We start from the raw sequence: 23,282 nt of genomic DNA on the forward strand, positions 1-23,282 counted from the left end.
CCATGTCCAAACTCGACGTACTCAACATTCACAAGCGCTACGGCGACAACGAAGTCCTCAAGGGGGTCTCGCTGCAGGCCAACGCGGGCGACGTGATCTGCATCCTGGGCTCCAGCGGCTCGGGCAAATCGACCTTTCTGCGCTGCATCAATTTTCTGGAAAAACCCAACCAGGGCTCGGTCTCGCTCAACGGCGAACTGCTCAAGGTCGTGCATGACAAGCACGGCGAGCCGCACGCCGCCGACCTCGACCAGCTGCGCCGCCTGCGCTCAAAGCTCGCCATGGTGTTCCAGCACTTCAACCTGTGGGCGCACATGAACGTGCTGGGCAACGTCATCGAAGCCCCCATGCAAGTGCTCAAGCTCAGCCGCGCCGAGGCCGCCGAACGCGCGCGCCACTACCTGGCCAAAGTGGGCCTGCCCGCCAACGTCGAAACCCAGTACCCCTCGTCGCTGTCGGGCGGCCAGCAGCAGCGCGTGGCCATCGCCCGCGCCCTGGCCATGGAACCCGAAGTCATGCTCTTCGACGAACCCACTTCCGCGCTCGACCCCGAGCTGGTGGGTGAAGTGCTCAAGGTGATGCAAAAGCTGGCCGAAGAAGGCCGCACCATGCTGGTGGTGACGCACGAAATGGGCTTTGCCCGCAACCTGGCGTCACACGTATTGTTCCTGCACAAAGGGGTGGCCGAGGAAACCGGCGCGCCCGCCGATATCTTCGACAACCCCCAAAGCCCGCGGCTGCGGCAGTTTCTGTCGGGTAACCTGAAGTAGTCGCCTGCGCGCCGGGTCAAAATCGCAAACGCATCCGGCGATGCTCGATGCCCGCATCCATGAAGGTGCCGCCTTCTTCTACGAAGCCGTGGCGGGCATAGAAGGGGCGGGCGTGCAACTGCGCGGCTAGGACGACCTCGGCATCGCCGCGCTGGCGGGCCAGATTCACCAAAGCGACGAGCAGTAAAGAACCGACGCCCACACCACGCCAGGGCTGACGCACGGCCATGCGGCCAATGTGACCATCGGGCAGCAGGCGGCCCGTACCCACGGCCTGCCCAGCGGCATCATAGGCAATGGCGTGCAGGCACTGGGCATCCATGGGGTCCAGTTCTTCTTCCAGCGGCACTTGCTGTTCCTGGACGAAGACTTCCAGACGGATACGACTGGCCTCGGCGCCCAGACTGGCCCAACCACCGGTGACGACACGATAAGCGGTAGCCGAACCGCCGCCCAGGGTGAAATCCAGTACCTCGGGCAGCCAGCGGGCAAAGTCGGACAAGCCGTGGTCGCTACCGGGGATGATGTGCTGGTGGCTGCCAACAAAGCGGGCCTGCATTTCGCGCCAGTCGAGCACTTCGTCGCCCGTGGCGGCCAGCAGCAAGTAGCGCTCGGGCCGGGTCAGCTGGCGGATGTCGGCTTCGGCGCGGGCCAGCTCATCGACGTATTCGGGCAGGAATTCGAATGGCTCGTCGCCATGAAAGGTGCGGTGCGAGCCCACTTGCGTCGCCAGATCGCGGGCCGCATGCACCACGGGGTTGAGCAGTACGGCCCGGCAGCCCAGGCGTTCGGCCAGCCAGGTGGCGTAAAAGCCGCCCAGCGACGAACCGATGACGACAAGGCCATCGCGGCCCGCCGACGCCGCCGCATCTGTCCGCGCCAACGCTGCGTTCTCTTGCCCCAACCCCGTCCCTGCGAGGTTCAGCGCCAGCTGCAGCGCCGCCGCGGGGCTGGCGGGCAGCTGCGGGCAGCACCACTGCCCGGCCAGCCCGCGCCGGGCCAACTCGGCGGCCAACAGGCGGGATTTGAACGAATCGGGGGAAGAACGAAAGCCGTGCAGGTAGAGAATCATGCGCATCACCATCAAGATGACTCCATTCTACCGAAGGGCGGATGTGCGCAACCGCGGCGCGGCGGCCCCATATGCAAGAAACCCCCTGTCAGCACGAGGCCGCAGGGAGCTTGTTCCATGGCCTGAAGCCACGAGGCGTCAGGCTCGGCGCTCAGCGGCCCGAGGCCGTGCTGCCGAGGCCGTCACGCGTTCAGTCCGCGTCGCGCAGGCTGCGGCGGCGCTCGTGCTCTTTCAGGTAGCGCTTGCGCAGGCGGATCGACTTGGGCGTGACTTCGACCAGCTCGTCGTCGGAAATGAACTCGACCGCGTACTCCAGGCTGAGCGGAATCGGCGGCACCAGGTCGATGTGCTCATCCTTGCCGGAAGCACGCACGTTGGTGAGTTTCTTTTCCTTGATGGGATTGACCACCAGATCGTTGTCGCGCGAGTGGATGCCGATGATCATGCCTTCGTACACCGGGTCTTGCGGCGACACGAACATGCGCCCGCGCTCTTGCAGCTTCCACAGCGCATAGGCCACGGCGGTGCCGTCGTCCTGGCTGATCAGCACACCGTTGCGCCGTTCGCCCACGCCGCCTTCGCGCACCGGCGCGTAGTCGTCGAAGATGTGGCTCATGAGGCCCGTGCCGCGCGTGAGCGTCATGAATTCGCTCTGGAAACCGATCAGGCCACGGGCCGGGATGCGGTACTCCAGCCGGGTGCGGCCACGGCCGTCGGGCTGCATGTCCTGCAGGTCGCCCTTGCGGCGGCCCAGCTCTTCCATGACGCCGCCCTGATGGGTGTCTTCCACGTCCACCGTCAGCAGCTCATAGGGCTCGCAGCGTTCGCCGTTGATTTCCTTGAACATCACGCGCGGACGCGAGACGGCCAGCTCGTAGCCCTCGCGGCGCATGTTTTCCAGCAGAATGGTCAGGTGCAGTTCGCCCCGGCCGCACACCTCGAACACGGTGTCGTCGCTGGTGTCGTTGACGCGCAGCGCCACGTTGGACTTCAGCTCGCGATCCAGGCGATCGCGCACCTGGCGGCTGGTGACGTACTTGCCCTCGCGCCCGGCCAGCGGCGAGGTGTTCACCATGAAGTTCATGGTGAGAGTGGGCTCGTCGATGCGCAGCATGGGCAGGGCTTCCTGCACCATCGGATCCATCAGCGTGCAGCCGATGCCGATGTCCTCGATGCCGTTGATGAGCACGATGTCGCCCGCTTCGGCGGAATCCACCAGCACGCGATCCAGCCCCTGGAACTTCAGCACCTGGTTCACACGGCCCTTGAAGGCCTCGCCCTCGGGGCCAAACTTGACGGCCACGTCCTGGCCCGCGTGCAAGCGGCCCCGGTTGATGCGGCCCACGCCGATCTTGCCGACGTAGCTGCTGTAGTCCAGTGAAATGATCTGCAGCTGCAGGGGGCCTTCGGCGTCATCGTCGCGCTGCGGCACGTATTGCAGGATGGCATCGAACAGCGGGCGCATGGTGCCCGAACGCACGTCGTCGGTCAGCCCCGCGTAGCCCGACAGGCCCGAGGCGTAGATCACCGGGAAATCCAGCTGTTCTTCAGTGGCGCCCAGCTTGTCGAACAGGTCGAACGTGGCATTGACCACGTAGTCGGGGCGCGCACCGGGGCGATCCACCTTGTTGACCACCACGATGGGCTTCAGGCCCAGCGCCAGCGCCTTGCGCGTGACGAAACGGGTCTGCGGCATCGGCCCTTCGACGGCATCGACCAGCAACAGCACGCCATCGACCATCGACAGCACGCGTTCGACCTCGCCGCCGAAGTCGGCGTGGCCCGGGGTATCGATGATGTTGATGTGCGTGCCTTCGTATTCGACGGCGCAGTTCTTGGCCAGAATCGTGATGCCGCGCTCGCGCTCGATATCGCCGGAATCCATCACCCGTTCGGACACCTGCTGGTTGTCACGGAAGGTGCCGGACTGCCGCAGCAGCTGGTCGACGAGAGTGGTCTTGCCATGGTCCACGTGGGCAATGATGGCCACGTTGCGCAAAGCTCGCTTCATAGGTTTTCCTCGATTGAAACACTTGCCGGACGCAGTCCGTCCGGCAAGGCGTGTAATGGGATGAGCGCCGCTTGCGGCGCGGCCATGGACTGCAGGGCTTCCAGCCCCACGGCCTGCTCGATTGAAAAAGGCCCGACCTGCGTGCGCCGCAAAGCGGACAGATGGGCCAGGCACCCCAGGCGGCGGCCAATGTCCTGCGCCAGCGTGCGCACGTACGTGCCTTTGCTGCAATGCACGCGCAACCGCGCCGTCCTGCCCTCGCAGGCCAGCAGGTCGAGCGCGTGGATGGTGATCCGCCGAGGCGGGCGCTCAAGCTCGATGCCCTGGCGGGCATATTCGTACAAGGGCTTGCCGTCGCGCTTCAGCGCCGAAACCATGGGCGGAATCTGCTCGATCTCACCGCGAAACCCGGCCAGCGCCGCCTCCAGCGCCGCCGCGTCCACCCCGGTGAAATCGGCGGGCGCCTGGGCCACGATGTGCCCGGTGAGGTCGCCGCTGTCGGTTTCCTCGCCAAACGTGAGCGTGGCTTCATAGACCTTGTCGGCCTCGAGCATGGCGCCGGAAATTTTGGTCGCGCGCCCGAAGCAGCAGATCAGCAGCCCCGTGGCAAAAGGGTCGAGTGTACCGGTATGCCCCGCCTTGTGGGCATCGACCGTCCGTTTGGCGCGCTGCAGCGCATGATTACTGGACAGTCCCTCGGGTTTGTCCAGCAACAGGACACCGTCGAGCAACTGCCCGCGTCGGGAAGCCATCGTTCAATCCGTAGAGATGAGTGACGACCGCCCGATCAGGGCTGGCCGTCCGGGTCTTCGAGTTCGGGGATGTCCGACACGCCCGCCTGGGGACGGTTGGCCCGATCGATGAGTTGGGTGAGTTCGATGCCGCGCGCCAGCTGCACGTCGTGCACGAAGCGCAAAGTGGGCACCGTATGGATGTGCAGCAGCTTGAAGAGCTGCGAGTGCAGCCAGCCGGCCTTGTCGTTGAGCGCCTGGGCCGCGGTGCCGGGTTCGGCCCCCAGCACGGTGAAATACACCTTGGCGTGCGCGTAGTCCGCCGACAGATCGACGCCCGTGAGCGTGATCAGGCCGGCGCGCGCCACGTCGAGCTCGCGTTGCACCAGACCGGCCAGATCCTGTTGGATCTGGTCGGCCAGGCGGGTATTGCGGCCCGGGTTTGGTTTGGATTTATGACGACCCATGATTCCGTGCCGCGCCCTTACAGCGAGCGGGCGATTTCCTTGATTTCAAAGACTTCGAGCTGGTCGCCGATCTGGATGTCGTTGTTGCCCTTGAGCGTGATGCCGCAGTCAAAGCCGGACTTGACTTCCTTGACGTCGTCTTTGAAACGACGCAGGGAATCGAGCGTGCCGGTCCAGTGCACCACGTGGTTGCGCAGCAGACGCACTTGCGAATCGCGCTTGACCAGACCTTCGAGCACCATGCAGCCGGCGATATTGCCCACTTTGGATACCGTGAAGATTTCGCGGATTTCGACCATGCCGATGACCTCTTCGCGTTTCTCGGGGGCCAGCATGCCCGACAGCGCGTTCTTCACGTCGTCGATGGCGTCGTAGATGATGTTGTAGTAGCGCAGGTCGATCTCGTTGTTCTCGGCCAGCTTCTTGGCCGACTGGTCGGCCCGTACGTTGAAGCCGATGATGACGGCGCCCGAGGCGATGGCCAGGTTGACGTCGCTTTCGGAGATGCCGCCGACCGCGGCGTGCACCACCTGCACCCGCACCTCGTCGGTGGAGAGCTTGAGCAGCGACTGCACCAGGGCTTCTTGCGAACCCTGCACGTCGGTCTTGACGATGAGCGGCAGCGTGCGCACGCCCTCGCCCAGGTTGTCGAACATGGACTCGAGCTTGGCGGCCTGCTGGCGCGCCAGCTTGACGTCGCGGAACTTGCCCTGGCGGAACAGCGCGATCTCGCGCGCCTTGCGCTCGTCGGACAGCACCAGTACCTCGTCGCCTGCGGCGGGCACCTCGGTGAGGCCCTGGATTTCGACCGGCGTGGACGGCCCGGCTTCTTGTGTGGGTTTGCCCGTGTCGTTGAGCATGGCACGCACCTTGCCGAACGCCGCCCCGGCCAGCACGGCATCGCCGCGATGCAGGGTGCCGCTTTGCACCAGGATGGTAGCCACCGGGCCGCGCCCCTTGTCGAGACGGGCTTCGATGACGATCCCCTTGGCGGGCGCATCGACCGGTGCCTTGAGTTCGAGGATTTCGGCCTGCAGCAGCACGTTTTCGAGCAGTTCGTCGATGCCCTGCCCGGTCTTGGCCGACACCGGGATGAAGGGCACGTCGCCGCCGTATTCTTCGGGCACGACTTCTTCGGCCACGAGTTCTTGCTTGACGCGCTCGGGGTTGGCTTCTGGCTTGTCGATCTTGTTGATGGCCACGACCAGGGGCACGTTGGCCGCCTTGGCGTGGTGGATGGCCTCACGCGTTTGCGGCATGACGCCGTCGTCGGCCGCCACCACCAGGATGACGATGTCGGTGGCCTGGGCACCGCGCGCCCGCATGGCGGTGAACGCCTCGTGGCCCGGGGTGTCGAGGAAGGCCACCACGCCGCGGCTGGTCTTCACGCTGTAGGCGCCGATGTGCTGCGTGATGCCGCCCGCTTCGCCCGTGGCGACCTTGGTGCGACGGATGTAGTCGAGCAGCGAGGTCTTGCCGTGATCGACGTGGCCCATGACGGTGACCACCGGTGCGCGCGGCAGCAGCTCGGCTTCGGGCGCATCGGTGTCGTCGGCCAGGAAGGCCTCGGGGTCGTCGAGCTTGGCGGCGATAGCCGTGTGGCCCAGTTCTTCGACCACGATCATGGCCGTTTCCTGATCCAGGATCTGATTGATGGTGACCATCTGGCCCAGCTTCATCAGGTGCTTGATGACCTCGGCCGCCTTCACCGCCATCTTGTGCGCGAGGTCGGCCACCGAGATGGTCTCGGGCACGTGCACCTCGCGGGCGATGAATTCGGCAGGCTGCTGCTCTTGATGGTGGTGATCCGCCTGACGACGCCCACCCTTGCGGCCACCCTTGCCGCCGCGGCCGGATTTGCCGCCGGCGCGCCAGGCCTCTTTGCCCGAACCGGCCGACAACGTGTCGGCCTTGGACGGCTTCTTGCGCCCGTCGTTGGACCACGTGGACGACACGTCGGCTGTCTTAATGACTTTCTTGCCTTCGGCCTCTTTCTTGACGCCGCTCTTGGCCGCGGGCTTGTGCAAGGTCTTGGCGGCGGTCTCTTCGGGTTCGGGCGCGCGCAAGACCTTGCGCGGCTGGCGCATCATCTCGCGCAGGGCGGCGGCCTCGGCTTCGGCGGCGCGGCGCGCGCGCTCGCGGTCGGAGTCGGCGGGCGCGCGGCGCGCCTTGCCCGGCGTGGCCGCCGAGGAAGAAGCCGGAGCCTCGTGCCGCGCGGCGGCGGGCCGGGCAGCCCCGGCATGATGGGAAGTGGACGGTGCGGACGCCTTGGCGGATTTGGCCTGCGACTCGACGACAGGGGTTTCGCTCACGATTTCCTGCTTGGTTTCGGTATGGGGTACTTCTGCAATAGCGGCGGGCTGAGCCACGTCAGGTGTGCCGACGGCTTCCGGCGCAGCCGGAGCTGGCGCGGCGTCGGCGACCGGCGCGGATTCACTTGCTGCGGGGATCGCTTCGGATGTGGCAGCCGCCGTTTCGACGGGCGCCGGCGGTGCGGCGGGTGCCGTGGTTTCAGCCGACGGGCTGACGGGTGCTTCCGGTGCCACAGCCGCAGCGGCGGGCACTTCAACCGCGGGCGTGGGTGCCGCCGCAACAGGCGGTTCTTGCACAGGCGCGACGGGTGCCGCAGCCGGAGCCGCCGCACTGGCCCGCTGAGCGGCCGCCACCTGGGCAGCCTCGGCGCGCGCGGCATCGAGCAGCTCGGGGCGGTCGCGCTTGACCAGCACCCGCTTCTTGCGCACTTCGACCTGGATGGTTCTGGAACGCCCGGAACTGTCCGCCTGGCGGATTTCGGACGTTTTGCGACTGGTGAGAACCACTTTCTTGCCCGAATCCGAGCCATGAGAGCGCCGCAGCGACTCGAGCAAGGCGCTTTTGTCGGCTTCTGTCACGCCGGCATTCACCGAATCGAGCTGGACACCCGCCGAGCGGAAATGATCCAGCAGGACGTTGGCAGGCATGTTCAGTTCTTCGGCGAATTGGGCGACGGTGTTACTCGGCATTCGACTCTCTCTTTGACTACGTTGATGGGCGGATGGAACGGGGGCTGCGCGGCGATCAGGCGGCGCCATCCTCGAACCAGTGGGCCCGTGCCTGCATGATCATGGCGCTGGCGTCTTCTTCAGACAGCCCCGTGAGCTCGGCCAGCTCGTCGGCAGCCAATTCGGCCAGGTCATCCAGGGTGGTGATGTTGCTTTCCGCCAGCTTGGCGACCAGCCCCGGATCCATCCCCTGGATTTCCAGCAGATCACGCGCGGTTTGTACACGCTCTTCCTGGGCAATGGCCTCGGTCAGCAACGCGTTGCGGGCGCGGGTGCGCAACTCGTTGACGGTTTCCTCGTCGAAGGCCTCGATGTCGAGCAGTTCTTGCAAGGGCACGTAAGCGACTTCTTCCAGGCCGGTGAAGCCTTCGTCGATCAGGATGTCGGCCACTTCTTCATCGACGTCGAGCTTGGTGACGAAGGTGTGACGCAGATCGGCACGCTCGGCATCCTGGCGGTTCTGGCTTTCTTCGGGCGTCATGATGTTGATCTGCCAGCCCGTGAGTTCGGACGCGAGGCGCACATTCTGGCCACGCGCGCCGATGGCCTTGGGCAGGTTTTCTTCATCCACCACCACGTCCATGGCGTGCTTGTCTTCGTCCACCAGAATGGACTCGACGTGCGCAGGCGCTAGAGCGCCGATGACGAACTCGGCGGGGTCGTCGGCCCACAGGACGATATCGACCTGTTCGCCGCCCAGCTCGTTGCGCACGGCGGTGACGCGCGAGCCGCGCATGCCGACGCAGGTGCCGATGGGATCGATGCGCTTATCGTACGCCACGACGGCGATTTTGGCACGCACGCCGGGGTCGCGCGCGGCAGCCTTGATTTCGAGCAGACCCTGTTCGATTTCGGGCACTTCGTTTTCGAAGAGCTCGCGGATGAAGTCGGGCGCGGTGCGCGACAGGATGACCTGCTGGCCGCGAGCCGTGTGATCGACTTTGAGCACCCAGGCGCGCACGCGGTCGCCCGAGCGGATGTTTTCCTTGGGGATCATCTCGGCACGCGGCAGGCGCGCCTCGACCTTGCCGATTTCGATGATGGCGTCGCCCTTGTCGAGGCGCTTGACCGTGCCCGACACGATGGTCTCGCCACGGTCGAGGAAGTCGTTGAGCACTTGCTCGCGCTCGGCGTCGCGGATTTTCTGCAGGATGGCCTGCTTGGCCGCCTGCGCGCCGATGCGACCGAATTCGACCGGTTCGAGCGGCTCTTCGATGTACTCGCCGATTTCGATGCCCGGCACGATGTCTTGCGCATCGGTATAAAGCTCTTGCGCGTCGGGTTCTTGCAGGCCGGCCTCGTCGGGCACGACCAGCCAGCGGCGAAAGCCCTCGTGCTCGCCCGTCTGGCGGTCGATGGCGACGCGGATATCGACGTCTTCTTTGAAGCGCTTTTTCATCGCGGAAGCCAGCGCGCTTTCGAGCGCGCCGAACACCACTTCGCGTTCGACGTTTTTTTCGCGCGCCAGAGCGTCTACCAGTAGAAGAATTTCGCGACTCATCGCTTCTTACCCTTGAAATCGAGAACAGGATCCAGGTGTGCCCGGTCCACATCGTCAAAAGAAAACGGCAGCGTCCGCTGCTGCCCCGACTGATCTTCGTAGTCGAGACTGAGCACCGGCGCATCAGGATTGGCAACCCGCAGGATGCCCGTAAAGACCTTGCGGGAATCGACCGCCTCGTGCAGGCGGATTTCGACCCGCTGACCGGCGAACCGGACATAATCGGCCAGGCGCCGCAAGGGCCGATCGACCCCGGGCGAGCTGACTTCGAGACGCTTGTAGTCGATGTTCTCGACCTCGAACGCGTGGGACAGCTGATGCGAGACCTGTTCACAGTCTTCGATGCGCACCCCGCCGGGACGATCGATGAACACGCGCAAGACCCCGAGGGGCGCGCGCTCGACCTCGACCAGCTCAACATCGAAACCCAGCAAGGCTTGCTGGGTGACTGTAAAGATATCTGCCATAAAATCCAAAAAAAAGGGGCTGTCCCGCAGCCCTCTGTTGCTTTTCAGACGATTGCTGAAAGCGTATCGAAGAACCGCCAAAAGCCTGCGTGACTTGTTTGCCAAGACCCAAACATGAATCTGGCCACACGCAAGCTTTCGGTCGTCACAGCAATTCAATATGCTGTAAAGCCTTAGATTATAACAGCATTTCGCCGTTTTACCAGGATGCGCACCCGGCCATCAGCACCGCCTAGCGGCCGCGCCCCAGGCGCCCCAGCTGCGACTCGTGGGCATGCGCACCCTTGGGCTGGTGCTCGCCGCCAGCCCCGCCCTGCTTGCGCGGCTTGGGCGGACGGCGGTTGCCCTTGGGCGCGGCGGGCTGGGCCGCCTTGGGTGGCTTGGGCGCCTTGCCGCGCGGCGGACGCCGCGTCTCGGGCACCGCCACCGCGCCCGCCTGCACATTGGGCGCCGCGCCTTCGGGCGCGGGCTTGCGCCCCTTGGCGCCACGCGCCGCCGCCGCGGGCTTGCCTGGCCGGGCCGCCTTGCCACCCGGCTTGCGCGGCCCCTTGGGCGCGGCCGGCTTGCCGCCGGCATGCCCGCCACGGCCTTCGGTGGGATGGCCGTTGGCCAGCCCGCCGCTGATCAGCAGCCCCGTGGTGAAGGGGTCGATCCCCCCCTTGCGCCCGGCGGACACGCGCCCCCGGCGATTGAGACGCGCCCCGTTCTGGCCGTTTTGCGCGGGGGTGCCAAACCCCGGCGGCAGCGCACTGGCATGCGACAGGGGCTGGCGCTCGATGGGTTCGCCGTCTTCGTCGTCCGTCGCGCGAATGAGACCCAACTGCACCATCAAGGCCCCCACCAGCGGAGCATCCAGTTCTTCCCAGCGGCCACGGCGCAGATTGGTGGGCAAGATGACCTCGCCAAACCGCGTGCGGATCAGGCGGCTGACCAGCACCCCCGCCGCCTGGAACATGCGCCGCACTTCGCGGTTGCGCCCCTCGGACAGGGTGACCCGATACCAGCGATTGCTGCCCTCGCCGCCCAGATAATCGAGCGAATTGAACTGGGCCTGACCATCGTCGAGCTGAATGCCCGAGAGCAGTTCGGCGCGCTTTTCGTCTTCGAGTTCGCCCAGCACGCGCACCGCGTATTCGCGCTCGGCGCCGTAGCGCGGGTGCGACAGGCGATTGGCGAGCTCGCCAGAGGTGGTGAGGATCAGCAGGCCTTCAGTGTTGAGGTCGAGCCGCCCCACCGACAGCCACTTGCCGCTGCGGATGCGCGGCAGGCGGGCGAACACCGTGGCACGCCCTTCGGGGTCGTCGTGGCTGACGATCTCGCCCGCCGGCTTGTGATACAGCACAACCCGGGGCAGCTTGCCCGCCTTGGGACGCGTCACCAGGCGCCCATTGACGCGCACTTTGTCGTCGGGCCCCACCCGCTGGCCGACGTGGGCCGGTTCGCCATTGACGGACACGCGCCCGGCGATGATGAGTTCTTCCATGTCGCGCCGCGACCCCACCCCGGCCTCGGCCAGCACCTTGTGCAGCTTGGGCATGAGCGCGTCGTTGTTCAGATAGCGGCCAAGACGCTGGGCGGTGTGATCCGCCGCGTCGAGATAGGCCAGGGCGCGATCGGCTTCTTCGGCGCTGCCCGCATCCAGCTCGTGACCCGCGGCGGGGGCTTCGGCGCCCGTCGCCGCCGCGCTTGCCTGGGCGTCGCCGCGGCGACGGCGAAAGGGCGTGCGCAGCTTGCGGCCGCTGCGCGCACGAGGCGCGGTGCCGCGGCCCTCGGCGGACTCGGCCTGTGCCTGCGGTTGTTTCGAGTTTTCGCTTACCGCATGCGGCGTTGCTTCTAGTTCTGCTGTCATGGGGTTCAGTGACTCCTACACAAAATTCTGGTCGTTCATGGACGGGCTTCGGGCGGCAGTTTCGGGGCCTGCGCGAATTCGGCGGCATCGGACGCGGGCAGCTCGTCGAGCGCCCGCAAACCCAGATCGTCGAGAAAGCGCCGGGTGGTGCCCAGCAAGGCGGGTCGGCCCGGTGCATCGCGATAGCCCAGCACTTCGATCCAGCCTCGGTCTTCGAGCGTACGAATGATCTGCGCCGATACCGTGACGCCGCGAATGTCTTCGATGTCGCCACGGGTAACCGGCTGGCGCCAGGCAATGATGGCCAGCGTCTCTAGTACGGCACGAGAATATCGCGGTGGCTTTTCCGGGCTTAAACGCCCCAGATGACGCTGCACATCGGGGCGGCTTTGAAAGCGCCAGCCACCTGCCAGCTGAACCAGTTCGAGCCCGCGTTCTTGCCAATCGAGCTGCAGGGCAGCCAGATGGCGACGAATATCGTCTGCGGAAACCGCTTGATCAAACAGACTGCGTAATTGAGCGACCGAAAGAGGCGTATCAGCGCACAGGATGGCGGCTTCCAACACACGCAGGATTTCCGTTTCCGTCATTTTATCGTGAACTCCGAAGGTTTGCTTGCATTATTTTCGCAGACTATGTTATAGTTCTGTCTCTGCCGCGGGGTGGAGCAGTTTGGTAGCTCGTCGGGCTCATAACCCGAAGGTCACAGGTTCAAATCCTGTCCCCGCAACCAATAAAATCAAGGGCTTGCCAAATTTTGGCAAGCCCTTGTGCTTTCTAAATTCGGTTTTTGCTGCAATTTTGCCGCATTTGTCGCTACATCTGACTCCAACCACTCTCTGTCTGAAGCAGAAAACATGGCAAGCAGACCATCCACCTCTCAGGTTCGGACCGCAAGATCTGTGAGCATGTTCGCCCACTTAATGAAGCCCAGGTAGTGCTTGATTCATTCCGGAGAATCAGCGCTTGTCCGCTGCAGCATAGACTGCATTGCGTTCACGCTTGCCAACGGCGACGACGACTACGACGACATCCGCATCGCGCACCTCATAGACCAGCCGGTAACCACTGGACTTGAGCTTGATTTTGTAACGGTCGGCGTGGCCAGACAGCTTCGCAGCGGGCACGCGTGGGTCTTGCACACGTTCGGTGAGCTTCTTCTTGAATTGTTCGCGCAGCGTGTTGTCGAGCTTATGCCACTCTTTCAAGGCCTCGTCTTTGAACTTCAGCCTATAGGTCATCCAGCGAGACCTCGATTTCCGCTTGGTCTTGACGGGCATTGGCGATGGCGTTCAGCTCAAGGTCTTCCAGACGGTTCAGCAAGGCTTCATAGGCCTTTGCAGGGACGCAATAGAACGCGGGTTCATTGCGGTTGAGGATGGCTACGGGCCACCCTTCGCCTGCCGCAACGGTCCCCATGGGGTTGCGTTTAAGCTCAGAAACGCTAGCCGTCGTTTCGGCAAGAACAGTGTGGGCCATGTGAAAAGTCCTCACAAAAGCATCATTAGATGCTCTTATGCTAGCACCCTAAATAGGTCTTTTCAATGGAAAAAGCCTGAGTGGCAAGCAAGGCTCGACACCGCTGCCTTGCCCTGGCTGATGAAGACTTCGCTAAACCAGCCAAGGCTCCTTCGCCACTACCAAAACTTTTCCACGTCGTCGGACATAAGCCCGATCCACGACAGGGCTGCGATCCCGATCATGCCCCTCGGGGTCGCTTGCGCACCGCCGGGCAGGCCGTACAGTGCGTTCGCGCGCCCATGGCGGCCCCATGACTGATCAGAGTCACAGGGATTGCCCGCCGCCATCGGCCTGGCGAACCAGCGACGCGATCTCGTCGCGGCCGACAACCGGACTTCGGACTTTCCCTTATTACTCTCACTTAGTGAGAATTTATCTCTTGTATTTGGGAATTTCCTACTACGCTAGTAGCCATTCACCTACTCGGCCTGGAATTTTCCGCATGCCCAGTTCATCACCCGCTCACGCTTCTTCGACGACGGCTCCAGCACCCTCCCTTGCGATAGCCGGCTCCGAAAGGCTGCTCTTGATTCTGACCACACTGGCCAACGTGGGGCGCGAAGTGACATTCGCCGAATTGAAAGACAAGACCGGGCTGGCGCAAAGCACGCTGTACCGCCTGCTCGGGCAGCTCAAGCGCTGGGGCTTCGTCACCGAAGACGACGGCGACTACATGCCTGGCCCCATGTGCGTGCCACTGGCATGGGGCTTCGACAATTTTTCTTATCTGGTGCAGGAAGCCCAAGAAGTCATGAACCAGCTACGGGATAAAACGGGCGAATCGATCGGCCTGCTGGCCGCCGTCGGAACCCGCGCCATCTGTCTGGGCATGGCCGAGAGCGCGCACATGCTGCGCTGCTCACTGAGCAAGGGCCGCAGCGTGCCTTTGCGCAGTGGCGCTTCGGCCAAGGCACTGCTGGCCTTCATGCGCCCCGAACGGCAGCACGAAGTGCTCAATCAAATCATGCGCGACGGCCTGCTGGACGCCAGGGCGCGCAATGAGCTGGAACACGAACTGGTCGTCATCCGCCGACAAGGCTATGCAACGTCAGACAGCGAGGTAGACGCCGGCATCTGGGGCATCAGCGTCCCGATCATGGCCACACCGACAGCGCACGCCGACTCCGTCATCACCCTGATGGCTCCCGTATCCCGCGTTCACAACCAGGAACAACGACTGCAAGCGCTGGTATTGCACGGCACACAGCAGATTCTGCAAAAAACACGCGGCGCGCACCACCCTATGCGGCCGTGAAGCACCTTTCCCTGGTGGACTCCTCCATGACAACTCCGCTCGCGGCGCACCATGCCGCCCATCAAGCCCGCCGCCAGATCTGGCGCGACGTCACCCTGTTTGACGGCAGGCACACCAGCACAGAACGTATGGCCGTGGTCGTGGATGGCGACCGTATTGCGCAGGTGTGCCAAGAATCCGCCATCGATACCGACGCCTTCGCCGACGCGATAGAGCGCGGCCGCGGTGGCGTGCTGACGCCGGGGTTGATTGACTGCCACACGCACCTGGTCTACGGCGGCAACCGGGCGCACGAGTTCGAGATGCGGCTCGAAGGCGCCACCTACGAGGCCATCGCCCGCGCGGGCGGCGGCATCATGAGCACGGTGCGGGCAACCCGCCAGGCCGACGAGGACACCCTCTTTGCGACAGCGGCCAAGCGGCTGGCGGCGCTGATGGCCGACGGCGCCACAACGGTAGAGATCAAATCAGGCTATGGCCTGACCCTCGCCGACGAGCTCAAGCTCCTGCGCGTGATGCGCAGGCTCGGCCGACACTACCCGGTGCACATCGTCACCACGCTCCTGGGGGCGCACGCCCTGCCGCCAGAATACGCGGGGCGCAGCGACGACTACATCCGCCTGGTCTGCAACGAAATGATTCCCGCCGCTGCCCAGGAAGGGCTGGCCGACGCGGTGGATGTGTTCTGCGAAAAAATCGCCTTCTCCGTCGCGCAGTGCGAGCAGGTATGGGAAGCGGCGGCAGCCCATCAACTCGCCGTCAAAGGCCATGTAGAACAGCTGTCCAACCTGCGCGGCGCCGTGGCGGCGGCGCGCCACCGGGCGCTGTCGGCAGATCACCTTGAATACCTGGCCGCCGAAGACGCACCGGCCCTGCAGGCGGCCGGTACGGTTGCGGTACTGCTGCCGGGCGCCTTTTATTGCCTGGGCGAAACCCAGCTGCCGCCCATTGCGGCGCTGCGCGCCGCAGGGGTCGCAATGGCGGTGGCGACCGATGCCAACCCGGGGACTTCGCCCATCGTCATGCCGACGCTGATGCTGAACCTGGCATGCACGCAATACCGCTTGACGCCCCGTGAAGCGCTGGCAGGCATGACCGCGCACGCAGCCCGGGCGCTGGGGCTGGCCGATCGCGGCCACGTCACCCCGGGCGCCGTCGCCGACCTGTGCTGGTGGGACGTGGAAACCCCGGCCGAACTGGCCTACGCCGTGCAGCCCGGCCGACTGCGTCAACGCATCTTCGAAGGAAAAATCACACATGAACAAGCCTGAATCAGCGCAAGAAGACGCGCCAGTCTGGACGGGCCGGGTGGACGACGAGCCCGCAACGCCACGCTGGCACCAGCAGGTGCAAGCGCCGACGACCGGGGCGGCGCCCGGGGTCTTTCTCCTCGGGTTCGCCTGCGATGCCGGCGTGCTGCGCAACCACGGCCGCATCGGCGCCCGCAAAGGGCCCGCCGCGGTGCGCCGGGCACTGGCCGGCATGGCCTGGCACGGCGACACACCCGTCTACGACGGCGGCGACGTCACCTGCGGCGACGACGCCCACGGCGGCGCCCTGGAAGCCGCCCAGCGGCAATTCGCGGCACGCGTCACGGCTGCGCTCGAGGCGGGGCATCGCCCCCTCGGCATGGGCGGAGGCCACGAAATCGCCTTTGCGAGCTGGCAAGGCATCGCCGCGCACCTCGCGCACGCGTCCCGACCGCCACGCATCGGCATCGTCAATTTTGACGCGCACTTCGACCTGCGCGCACCCGTGCACGGCGGCACATCGGGCACGTCGTTCGCGCAGATTGCCGCCGACTGCGCCCAGCGCGGCTGGCGCTACCGCTACGCATGCCTGGGCGTGTCCCGCGCCAGCAACACGCAAGCACTCTTTCACCGTGCTCGCGAGCTGGACGTACTGGTGCACGAAGACCTCGACTTCGAACGCGCCCCGGATACGGTGCGGCGCAACCTGGCGGCGTTCGTCGCCGACAACGACTTCATCTACCTGACGATCGACATCGATGCCCTGCCCGCCGCCGAGGCCCCTGGCGTCAGTGCGCCAGCCGCCCTGGGCGTTCCTTTACGACACATCCAGCCTTTGGTGGCAAGCCTGCTTGCCAGCGGCAAGGTCATCGCCTGCGATCTCGCCGAATTCAACCCCGACCACGACATCGACAACCATACTGCGAGGGTGGTTGCCCGCCTCGTACACCAGATGGCCGGGCAATCATGAGCCCTCGCTTCCCTTCGACTACACAAGGAGCACGAACCATGGCTTCCACCCCTACCCGCCGTGACCCGAGCCGCATCATCCACCCGCCACGCGGCCCCGAACTGCACTGCAAGAACTGGCTGATCGAAGCGCCCTACCGGATGATCCAGCACAACCTCGACCCGGACGTAGCCGAAAACCCCGCGGAACTCGTGGTCTACGGCGGCATCGGCCGGGCCGCACGCAACTGGGAATGCTTCGACGCCATCCTCGAAAGCCTGCGCAAGCTCGAAGCCGACGAAACCCTGCTGGTGCAGTCGGGCAAGCCGGTGGGGGTATTCAAGACGACCCCGGATGCGCCCCGCGTGCTCATCGCCAACTCGAACCTCGTCCCCCACTGGGCGACCTGGGAACACTTCAACGAACTCGACCGCAAGGGCCTGATGATGTTCGGGCAAATGACCGCGGGTTCATGGATCTACATCGGCTCGCAGGGCATCATCCAGGGCACCTACGAAACCATCGTCGAGATGGGGCGGCAGAGCTACGGCGGCAATCTCAAGGGCCGCTGGGTGGTCACGGCGGGCCTGGGCGGCATGGGCGGCGCGCAGCCGCTGGCCTGCGTCATGGCGGGGGCCTGCATGCTGGCCATCGAATGCGACCAGACACGCATCGACTTTCGCCTGCGCACGGGCTACGTCGACGAGCAGGCCGAAAACCTGGACGACGCCCTGGCGCGCATCCAGAAATACACCGCCGCCGGGGAAGCAAAATCCATCGCCCTGCTAGGCAACGCCGCCGACGTACTACCCGACATGGTCAAGCGCGGCATCCGGCCCGACGCGGTCACCGACCAGACGTCAGCCCATGACCCGGTACACGGTTATCTGCCGCGCGGTTGGACCCTCGAACAATGGCACGAACGCGCGCAAAGCGATCCCGAAGGCACGGCCAAGGCGGCCAAGGAATCCATGCGGGCACACGTCGAAGCCATGCTGGCTTGGCACCATCAAGGCATCCCCACCTTCGACTACGGCAACAACATCCGTCAAATGGCCTTCGACATGGGCTGCAAGGATGCCTTTGCCTTCCCCGGCTTCGTGCCCGCCTACATTCGTCCCCTCTTCTGCCGCGGCGTCGGGCCGTTCCGCTGGGTGGCACTCTCGGGCGATCCCGAAGACATCCTGAAAACCGACGCCAAGGTAAAAGAGCTCATCCCGGACGACGCGCACCTGCATAACTGGCTGGACATGGCGGAAGAGCGCATCCACTGGCAGGGGCTGCCGTCACGCATCTGCTGGGTGGGCCTGGGCGACCGCGATCGCCTGGGCCGGGCCTTCAACCAGATGGTGAAAAACGGTGAACTCAAAGGCCCGATCGCCATCGGCCGCGACCATCTCGACTCCGGCTCGGTGGCCAGTCCCAACCGCGAGACCGAGGCCATGCAAGACGGCACGGACGCCGTCTCCGACTGGCCCCTTTTGAACGCGCTGCTCAATACCGCAAGCGGCGCCACCTGGGTGAGCTTCCACCACGGCGGTGGCGTGGGCATGGGCTATTCACAGCACGCCGGCATGGTCATCGTGTGCGATGGCACCGACGCGGCCGACGCCCGCCTGGCACGCGTGCTGTGGAACGACCCGGGCACTGGCGTCATGCGCCATGCCGACGCAGGCTACCAGATTGCCATCGACTGCGCCCACGAAAAGGGCCTCAAGCTTCCCATGGTCAAGTAAACCGAAGGTAGAAAAATGAATTTGATCATTCACCCTGGCTCCCTGACGCTGGCCCAACTGCGTCAGGTCTATGAAGGGCCGGTAACAATCAGCCTCTCCCCGGATGCCGACGCGGCAATCGCCGCCGCGCGCGCCTGCGTCGAGGCAAAAGTAGCCAAGAACATCACGACATACGGCGTGAACACCGGCTTTGGCCTGCTCGCCCAAACCCGCATTCCACCCGACAAACTCGAACTGCTGCAGACCTCGCTGCTCAAGTCCCACTCGGCCGGCGTGGGTGAGGCGATCGACGACGGGCTCGTACGGCTCATCATGGTGCTGAAGATCAACAGCCTGGCGCGTGGCTTTTCAGGGATACGGCGCGATGTGATCGACGCGCTCATCCGGCTCGTGAATGCCGAGGTTTATCCACGCATCCCGCTCAAAGGGTCGGTCGGCGCATCCGGCGACCTCGCGCCGCTGGCGCACATGAGCAGCGTGCTCATCGGCGAAGGCCAGGCGCGCCACCAGGGACAATGGCTGGAAGCGGCGGACGCCTTGAAGATTGCCGGCCTGCAGCCGATTGCCCTGGCCTCCAAAGAGGGGCTGGCCCTGATCAACGGCACTCAAGTGTCCACCGCCTACGCGCTGCGCGGCCTGTTTGAAACCGAAGACTTGTACGCCAGCGCCATCGTCACCGGCGCGCTCTGCGTGGAAGCCGTCCTGGGCTCACGCAAGCCGTTCGACGCCCGGGTGCAGGCCGTGCGCGGGCACCAGGGGCAGATCGACACGGCCGCCGCATATCGCCACGTACTCACCGAGCACAGCGGCCTGGGCGACTCCCACATCCATTGCAGCCGCGTACAAGACCCCTACTCGCTGCGCTGCCAGCCGCAGGTCATGGGGGCATGTCTGACACAGATCCGCCACGTGGCCGACGTCCTGCTGATCGAGGCAAATGCCGTATCCGACAACCCTCTGGTCTTCGCCCAGGAAGACGACATCATTTCCGCCGGCAACTTCCACGCCGAACCCGTGGCGATGGTGGCCGACAACCTGGCGCTGGCGATTGCGGAAATCGGTGCCCTGGCCGAGCGCCGTATTGCGCTGCTGATCGACGTGCACCTCTCGCAACTGCCCACCTTCCTCGTGGAGGACAGCGGCGTGAACTCCGGCTTCATGATCGCGCAGGTGACGGCAGCCGCGCTTGCCAGCGAAAACAAGTCCATGGCGCACCCGCGCAGCGTGGACAGCCTGCCCACCTCGGCAAACCAGGAAGATCACGTCTCCATGGCGCCCGCGGCGGGCAAGCGCCTATGGGAAATGGCCGCCAACACGCGTACTGTCATCGCTATCGAATGGCTGGCAACCTGCCAGGGCCTGGATTTCCGCCAAGGGCTGCAATCATCCGCCCCGCTGGAGCGGGCCCATGGCCTGCTGCGCGCCCAGGTGCCCTTCTACGACAAGGATCGCTTCTTTGCATCCGATATCGCTGCGGCAACACAGTTGCTGGCAGACCGCGTGCTTACCCCGCTCATGCCGCCACACCTGCTGCCCAGCCTCGGATAAGTGAAAGCCATGCAGACGCCACAGAACAACCGCCTGTCGCCCTCCGCCAGTGCCGCGCGCCACGATACGGCCGCGCAGCGGCCCGACGATGCGCGCTGGATCTGCCGCGTTCTGCCCGCCTCCGGCGCGCTGCGCCAACCGTGGCGCAACGGTGGCGGCATTACCCACCAGATAGCAGTCTGGCCGCCCGCCGCCCAGGGAGGCGATCTCATCTGGAGAATCAGCACGGCAGATGTGGCACAGCCCGGCAGCTTCTCGAACTGGGACGGTTTCGAGCGCCAGCTATGGGTCACGCACGGTGCCGGCATGCGGCTCACCGACCCCGCCAGCGGCGTCGTGACGCTCCTGCGCCAGGGCATGAGCCTGGATTTTCCGGGCGAACGCCGCTATGCCTGCGATTTGCTGGAAGGGCCCGTGCGCGACCTGAACGTCATGCTGCGCCGTGGTCACGGCGCGATACGCTCTGCCCGGCTGTGCGGCGCGCATACGGTTGACCTCGGTACGGGACACACTATTATTTACTGCGTGCGCGGCAGCGCACAGGTACGCGTCGCCGACTCGCGCTCCACGGCGCTGGCCGCCGGAGACGCCCTGCTCGTGCAGCAGGCAACAGCCACCGACAGACCACGCCAGGCGGTCATCCACGGCCAGGATTCGACCACCGAGTGCATTGCCATCGCGCTGGACTGCGGCACACCGCTGCCGCCGGATCCCGCCCTGCCTGGAAAATGAGAACGCGACCATGACCAAGCTCAGCGACTTCTACGCCATTCTTGCCCGCCAGGGCATGCATCCGGCATCGGTCGAAGACCCTGCCTTGTACTGCCAGGACGAAAGCGGCCTGCGTGCCGACGGCTCACCCGCGGCGGTACTGCGCCCCGTAACCGTGGCGGAGGCGGCGGAAATCATGCGCGCCTGCCACGCGGCGCGGATGTCCGTCACACTGCAAGGCGGGCGCACCGGCCTGGCAGGCGGTGCAGTACCCGACCCGGGCGACATCGTGCTCAGCACAGAACGCTTGAACCGCATCGAAAGCATCGACGCAACCGGCGGCACGGCAACCGTCGAGGCGGGCGTGACGCTGCAGGCCTTGTGCGATGCGGCAGCCGAACTCGGCTGGTACTTCCCCATGGACAGCGGGGCCCGCAGCGCGTGCCAGATCGGCGGCGCCATCGCCACCAACATGGGTGGCAACCGCGTGTTGCGCTACGGCACCATGCGGGCGCTGGTGCTGGGGCTGGAAGTCATCCTGCCCGACGGCGAGCGTGTCCGCAGCTTCGGCTATGGACTGAAGAACAATACGGGGGTCGATCTGAAGCAGCTTTTCATCGGCAGCGAAGGAACCCTGGGCTTGATTACCCGTGCCGTCCTGCGGCTTTTCCCGCAGCCGACACGCCGGCAAAGCGCGCTGCTGGCGCTCCCCACCGCCGAGCGCCTGCCGACCCTGCTCAGGGATGCGCGCGCCGCACTGCCCACGTTGTCTTCTTTTGAAGTCATGTGGCGCGATTACCTGCAGGCCGCAGCTCATTCGACCGGTCTGCAGGCACCCTTCGAGGGCAAGCACCCGATCACGGTATTGCTTGAAACCGAATCTTTCTCGGACAGCGAGCGGCAGGCCACCGAACTGCACGAATTTCTCGAAACCCAGCTGGATCGCTCCACCATCGTGGACGCGATATTGCCGCACAGCGAAGCACAGGCCGCAGACCTCTGGCGCCTGCGTGACGCCATCGGGGAAATCCTGCCGCGCATCGCGCCCTGCGTCGCATTCGACATCGGCATTCCCTTACACCAGCTCACCCCTTTCATCGACGGCATCCTGCCCACGCTCGAACGGCGCTGGCCCAAGGCGACACGCCTGCTTTTCGGCCACCTGGGCGACGGCAATCTGCACCTGTCCATCGGGCCGCTGCCGACGCAGGACCTGCCCGCCGTCGAAACCTGCGTCTACGAAGCAGTCGCCCAATTTCACGGGAGCATTTCCGCCGAACACGGCATAGGGAGGATCAAAAAGCCATTTCTTCATTTCAGCCGCTCGCCGCGCGAGCTCGAACTCATGCGGCAAATCAAGACCTTGTTTGACGGCGCCGCACGCGTCAACCGAGGCCGGATTCTGAACTCATGAACGACCGTGAACCGGCGCTCGCCGTCCGGTAAAGACCCTCACCGTCGTCATCCGCATCGCCACTCGTCATAAAGGAAACTTCTCATGCGCACCCAGTACATCCTTCGAGCCGCCACCGCCGTGATCGGCTTCGCGCTCGGCACCGCCACGCTGTCGGCCAACGCGGATCAGCTCGCAGACGTCCAGAAGGCGGGCGTCATCACCTTGGCTACCGACATGCACTACCAACCTTTCGATTTCGTGAAGGACAACCAGCACGTCGGCTTCGACAAAGAGCTCTGGATAGAAATCGGCAAAGAAATGAAGGTCACACCCAAATTTCTGGATCTGCCCTGGACGACCACGCTGCCTGGCCTCCAGGCCAAGCGCTTCGACATGGTGAATTCTCCCGTGGTCGTCACCAAAGAGCGCATGACCAAGTATCACTTCACGCTGCCTTTTGCCGACGCCACCGTCGCACTGCTCAAGCGCGCCAACGAAACCGGCATCACCAAGCCAGAAGATTTTGCAGGCAAGCGCGTTGCCAGCCAGCGCGGCACATCGCAGCAGGCGCAGCTGGAAGCCTATGCCAAGACACTGAACCCGCCAGCCAAAGTCAGCGCATATCTGAACCTGACCGAGGCATACGCCGATCTTGCCAACGGCCGCATCGACGGCGCGGTGGACTCGATCACGCTGCTCGAATCGGTCGCACAGACGCGCCCCGATACGTTTGCCGTCGTCCAGCCGTCCTTTGGCCCGAAAGCCTATTTTGCCTACCTGGCCCGCAAAGGGCCGGACAGCGACTCCCTGGTCGCCGCAGTCAATGATGCCATCCGCAAGATCGAGCAGGACGGTCGCATGGAAGCGCTGCAAGTGAAATGGTTCGGTGCCAAGCAGGACGTCCCGACGGGCGATTTCGAGCCGAACCTGTAACGTCACCCCCGGCGGCGGCCTCCGCTGCCGCCACCGCTGTCCCACCAGGCGGCGGTCACACAACTCGAAGGAGA

General features: G+C 64.9%; 19 protein-coding genes, 1 tRNA gene and 2 pseudogenes. 10 read left to right on the plus strand and 12 right to left on the minus strand.

What is annotated here, in order from left to right; genetic code table 11:
* The first annotated feature begins 2 nt into the window (after positions 1-2).
* Positions 3-770 (plus strand): ABC transporter ATP-binding protein, encoded by a 768-nt coding sequence (locus CCA01S_RS07640; RefSeq protein ID WP_066456435.1) that lies wholly within the window; start codon positions 3-5, stop codon positions 768-770.
* Positions 771-786: 16 nt separating this feature from the next.
* Here CCA01S_RS07640 and CCA01S_RS16020 read toward each other — a convergent pair whose 3' ends face one another.
* The 10 genes and pseudogenes from CCA01S_RS16020 to scpB form a co-directional block, all read right to left on the minus strand.
* Positions 787-1,239 carry a GNAT family N-acetyltransferase gene (locus CCA01S_RS16020; RefSeq protein WP_258005674.1) on the minus strand — a complete coding sequence of 151 codons (453 nt, stop codon included), beginning with the start codon at positions 1,237-1,239 and terminating at the stop codon, positions 787-789.
* Positions 1,222-1,842 (minus strand): annotated as a pseudogene (locus tag CCA01S_RS07645) (YqiA/YcfP family alpha/beta fold hydrolase); the annotation flags it as partial. The gene CCA01S_RS16020 and the pseudogene CCA01S_RS07645, both read right to left, overlap by 18 nt.
* Before the next feature lie 190 nt (positions 1,843-2,032).
* Entirely contained in the window at positions 2,033-3,853 is a 1,821-nt protein-coding gene (typA, locus tag CCA01S_RS07650; protein ID WP_066456437.1) for a translational GTPase TypA, read from the minus strand.
* Entirely contained in the window at positions 3,850-4,605 is a 756-nt protein-coding gene (gene truB, locus CCA01S_RS07655) for a tRNA pseudouridine(55) synthase TruB (RefSeq protein ID WP_066456441.1), read from the minus strand. Before truB ends, typA begins: the two co-directional genes overlap by 4 nt.
* A 35-nt stretch (positions 4,606-4,640) precedes the next feature.
* A complete protein-coding gene (gene rbfA / locus CCA01S_RS07660; RefSeq protein ID WP_066456444.1) occupies positions 4,641-5,051 on the minus strand; it encodes a 30S ribosome-binding factor RbfA in 411 nt (136 codons plus the stop codon).
* 17 nt (positions 5,052-5,068) lie between these two features.
* Positions 5,069-8,053 carry a translation initiation factor IF-2 gene (gene infB / locus CCA01S_RS07665; protein ID WP_066456447.1) on the minus strand — a complete coding sequence of 995 codons (2,985 nt, stop codon included), beginning with the start codon at positions 8,051-8,053 and terminating at the stop codon, positions 5,069-5,071.
* A 55-nt stretch (positions 8,054-8,108) separates the two neighbouring features.
* Positions 8,109-9,593, minus strand: coding sequence for a transcription termination factor NusA (gene nusA, locus CCA01S_RS07670; protein ID WP_066456449.1), 1,485 nt, complete (start codon positions 9,591-9,593; stop codon positions 8,109-8,111).
* Entirely contained in the window at positions 9,590-10,060 is a 471-nt protein-coding gene (gene rimP, locus CCA01S_RS07675) for a ribosome maturation factor RimP (protein ID WP_066456562.1), read from the minus strand. Before rimP ends, nusA begins: the two co-directional genes overlap by 4 nt.
* A gap of 232 nt (positions 10,061-10,292) precedes the next feature.
* The gene (locus tag CCA01S_RS07680) at positions 10,293-11,909 is read right to left on the minus strand and encodes a pseudouridine synthase (protein WP_066456452.1); all 1,617 of its coding nucleotides are present in this window, start codon (positions 11,907-11,909) and stop codon (positions 10,293-10,295) included.
* 65 nt (positions 11,910-11,974) lie between these two features.
* Positions 11,975-12,499, minus strand: a pseudogene (gene scpB / locus CCA01S_RS07685) (SMC-Scp complex subunit ScpB); the annotation flags it as partial.
* 66 nt (positions 12,500-12,565) lie between these two features.
* Between scpB and CCA01S_RS07690 the strand changes: the two are divergent.
* Positions 12,566-12,642 (plus strand) — tRNA-Met (locus tag CCA01S_RS07690).
* Between the two features lie 226 nt (positions 12,643-12,868).
* Here the strand turns inward: CCA01S_RS07690 and CCA01S_RS07695 are convergent.
* Positions 12,869-13,150 (minus strand): type II toxin-antitoxin system RelE family toxin, encoded by a 282-nt coding sequence (locus CCA01S_RS07695; RefSeq protein WP_066456454.1) that lies wholly within the window; start codon positions 13,148-13,150, stop codon positions 12,869-12,871.
* Positions 13,140-13,388, minus strand: coding sequence for a type II toxin-antitoxin system Phd/YefM family antitoxin (locus tag CCA01S_RS07700; RefSeq protein WP_066456457.1), 249 nt, complete (start codon positions 13,386-13,388; stop codon positions 13,140-13,142). The genes CCA01S_RS07695 and CCA01S_RS07700 overlap by 11 nt, the downstream gene beginning before the upstream one ends.
* A 568-nt stretch (positions 13,389-13,956) precedes the next feature.
* Here CCA01S_RS07700 and CCA01S_RS07705 point away from each other — a divergent pair.
* The 8 genes from CCA01S_RS07705 to CCA01S_RS07740 all read left to right on the plus strand — a co-directional run bounded on the left by CCA01S_RS07705 (position 13,957) and on the right by CCA01S_RS07740 (position 23,208).
* Positions 13,957-14,685, plus strand: coding sequence for an IclR family transcriptional regulator (locus tag CCA01S_RS07705; RefSeq protein ID WP_232305003.1), 729 nt, complete (start codon positions 13,957-13,959; stop codon positions 14,683-14,685).
* Positions 14,686-14,711: 26 nt separating this feature from the next.
* Complete coding sequence (hutI, locus tag CCA01S_RS07710) at positions 14,712-15,956, plus strand: imidazolonepropionase (RefSeq protein WP_066456566.1); 1,245 nt, start codon at positions 14,712-14,714, stop codon at positions 15,954-15,956.
* Positions 15,943-16,905, plus strand: coding sequence for a formimidoylglutamase (gene hutG / locus CCA01S_RS07715; protein ID WP_066456460.1), 963 nt, complete (start codon positions 15,943-15,945; stop codon positions 16,903-16,905). Before hutI ends, hutG begins: the two co-directional genes overlap by 14 nt.
* A gap of 38 nt (positions 16,906-16,943) precedes the next feature.
* Positions 16,944-18,620: a urocanate hydratase gene (gene hutU / locus CCA01S_RS07720; protein WP_066456464.1), complete on the plus strand. Its 1,677-nt coding sequence runs from the start codon at positions 16,944-16,946 to the stop codon at positions 18,618-18,620.
* A gap of 15 nt (positions 18,621-18,635) precedes the next feature.
* The gene (hutH, locus tag CCA01S_RS07725; RefSeq protein WP_066456467.1) at positions 18,636-20,168 is read left to right on the plus strand and encodes a histidine ammonia-lyase; all 1,533 of its coding nucleotides are present in this window, start codon (positions 18,636-18,638) and stop codon (positions 20,166-20,168) included.
* 9 nt (positions 20,169-20,177) lie between these two features.
* Complete coding sequence (locus CCA01S_RS07730; RefSeq protein ID WP_146030630.1) at positions 20,178-20,900, plus strand: HutD/Ves family protein; 723 nt, start codon at positions 20,178-20,180, stop codon at positions 20,898-20,900.
* A 10-nt stretch (positions 20,901-20,910) separates the two neighbouring features.
* Positions 20,911-22,293, plus strand: coding sequence for an FAD-binding oxidoreductase (locus tag CCA01S_RS07735; protein ID WP_066456470.1), 1,383 nt, complete (start codon positions 20,911-20,913; stop codon positions 22,291-22,293).
* A 120-nt stretch (positions 22,294-22,413) separates the two neighbouring features.
* Positions 22,414-23,208 carry a transporter substrate-binding domain-containing protein gene (locus CCA01S_RS07740; RefSeq protein ID WP_232305004.1) on the plus strand — a complete coding sequence of 265 codons (795 nt, stop codon included), beginning with the start codon at positions 22,414-22,416 and terminating at the stop codon, positions 23,206-23,208.
* Positions 23,209-23,282 lie beyond the last annotated feature (74 nt).

It is taken from the genome of Castellaniella caeni NBRC 101664, assembly GCF_001592225.1.
GTDB lineage: Bacteria > Pseudomonadota > Gammaproteobacteria > Burkholderiales > Burkholderiaceae_B > Castellaniella > Castellaniella caeni.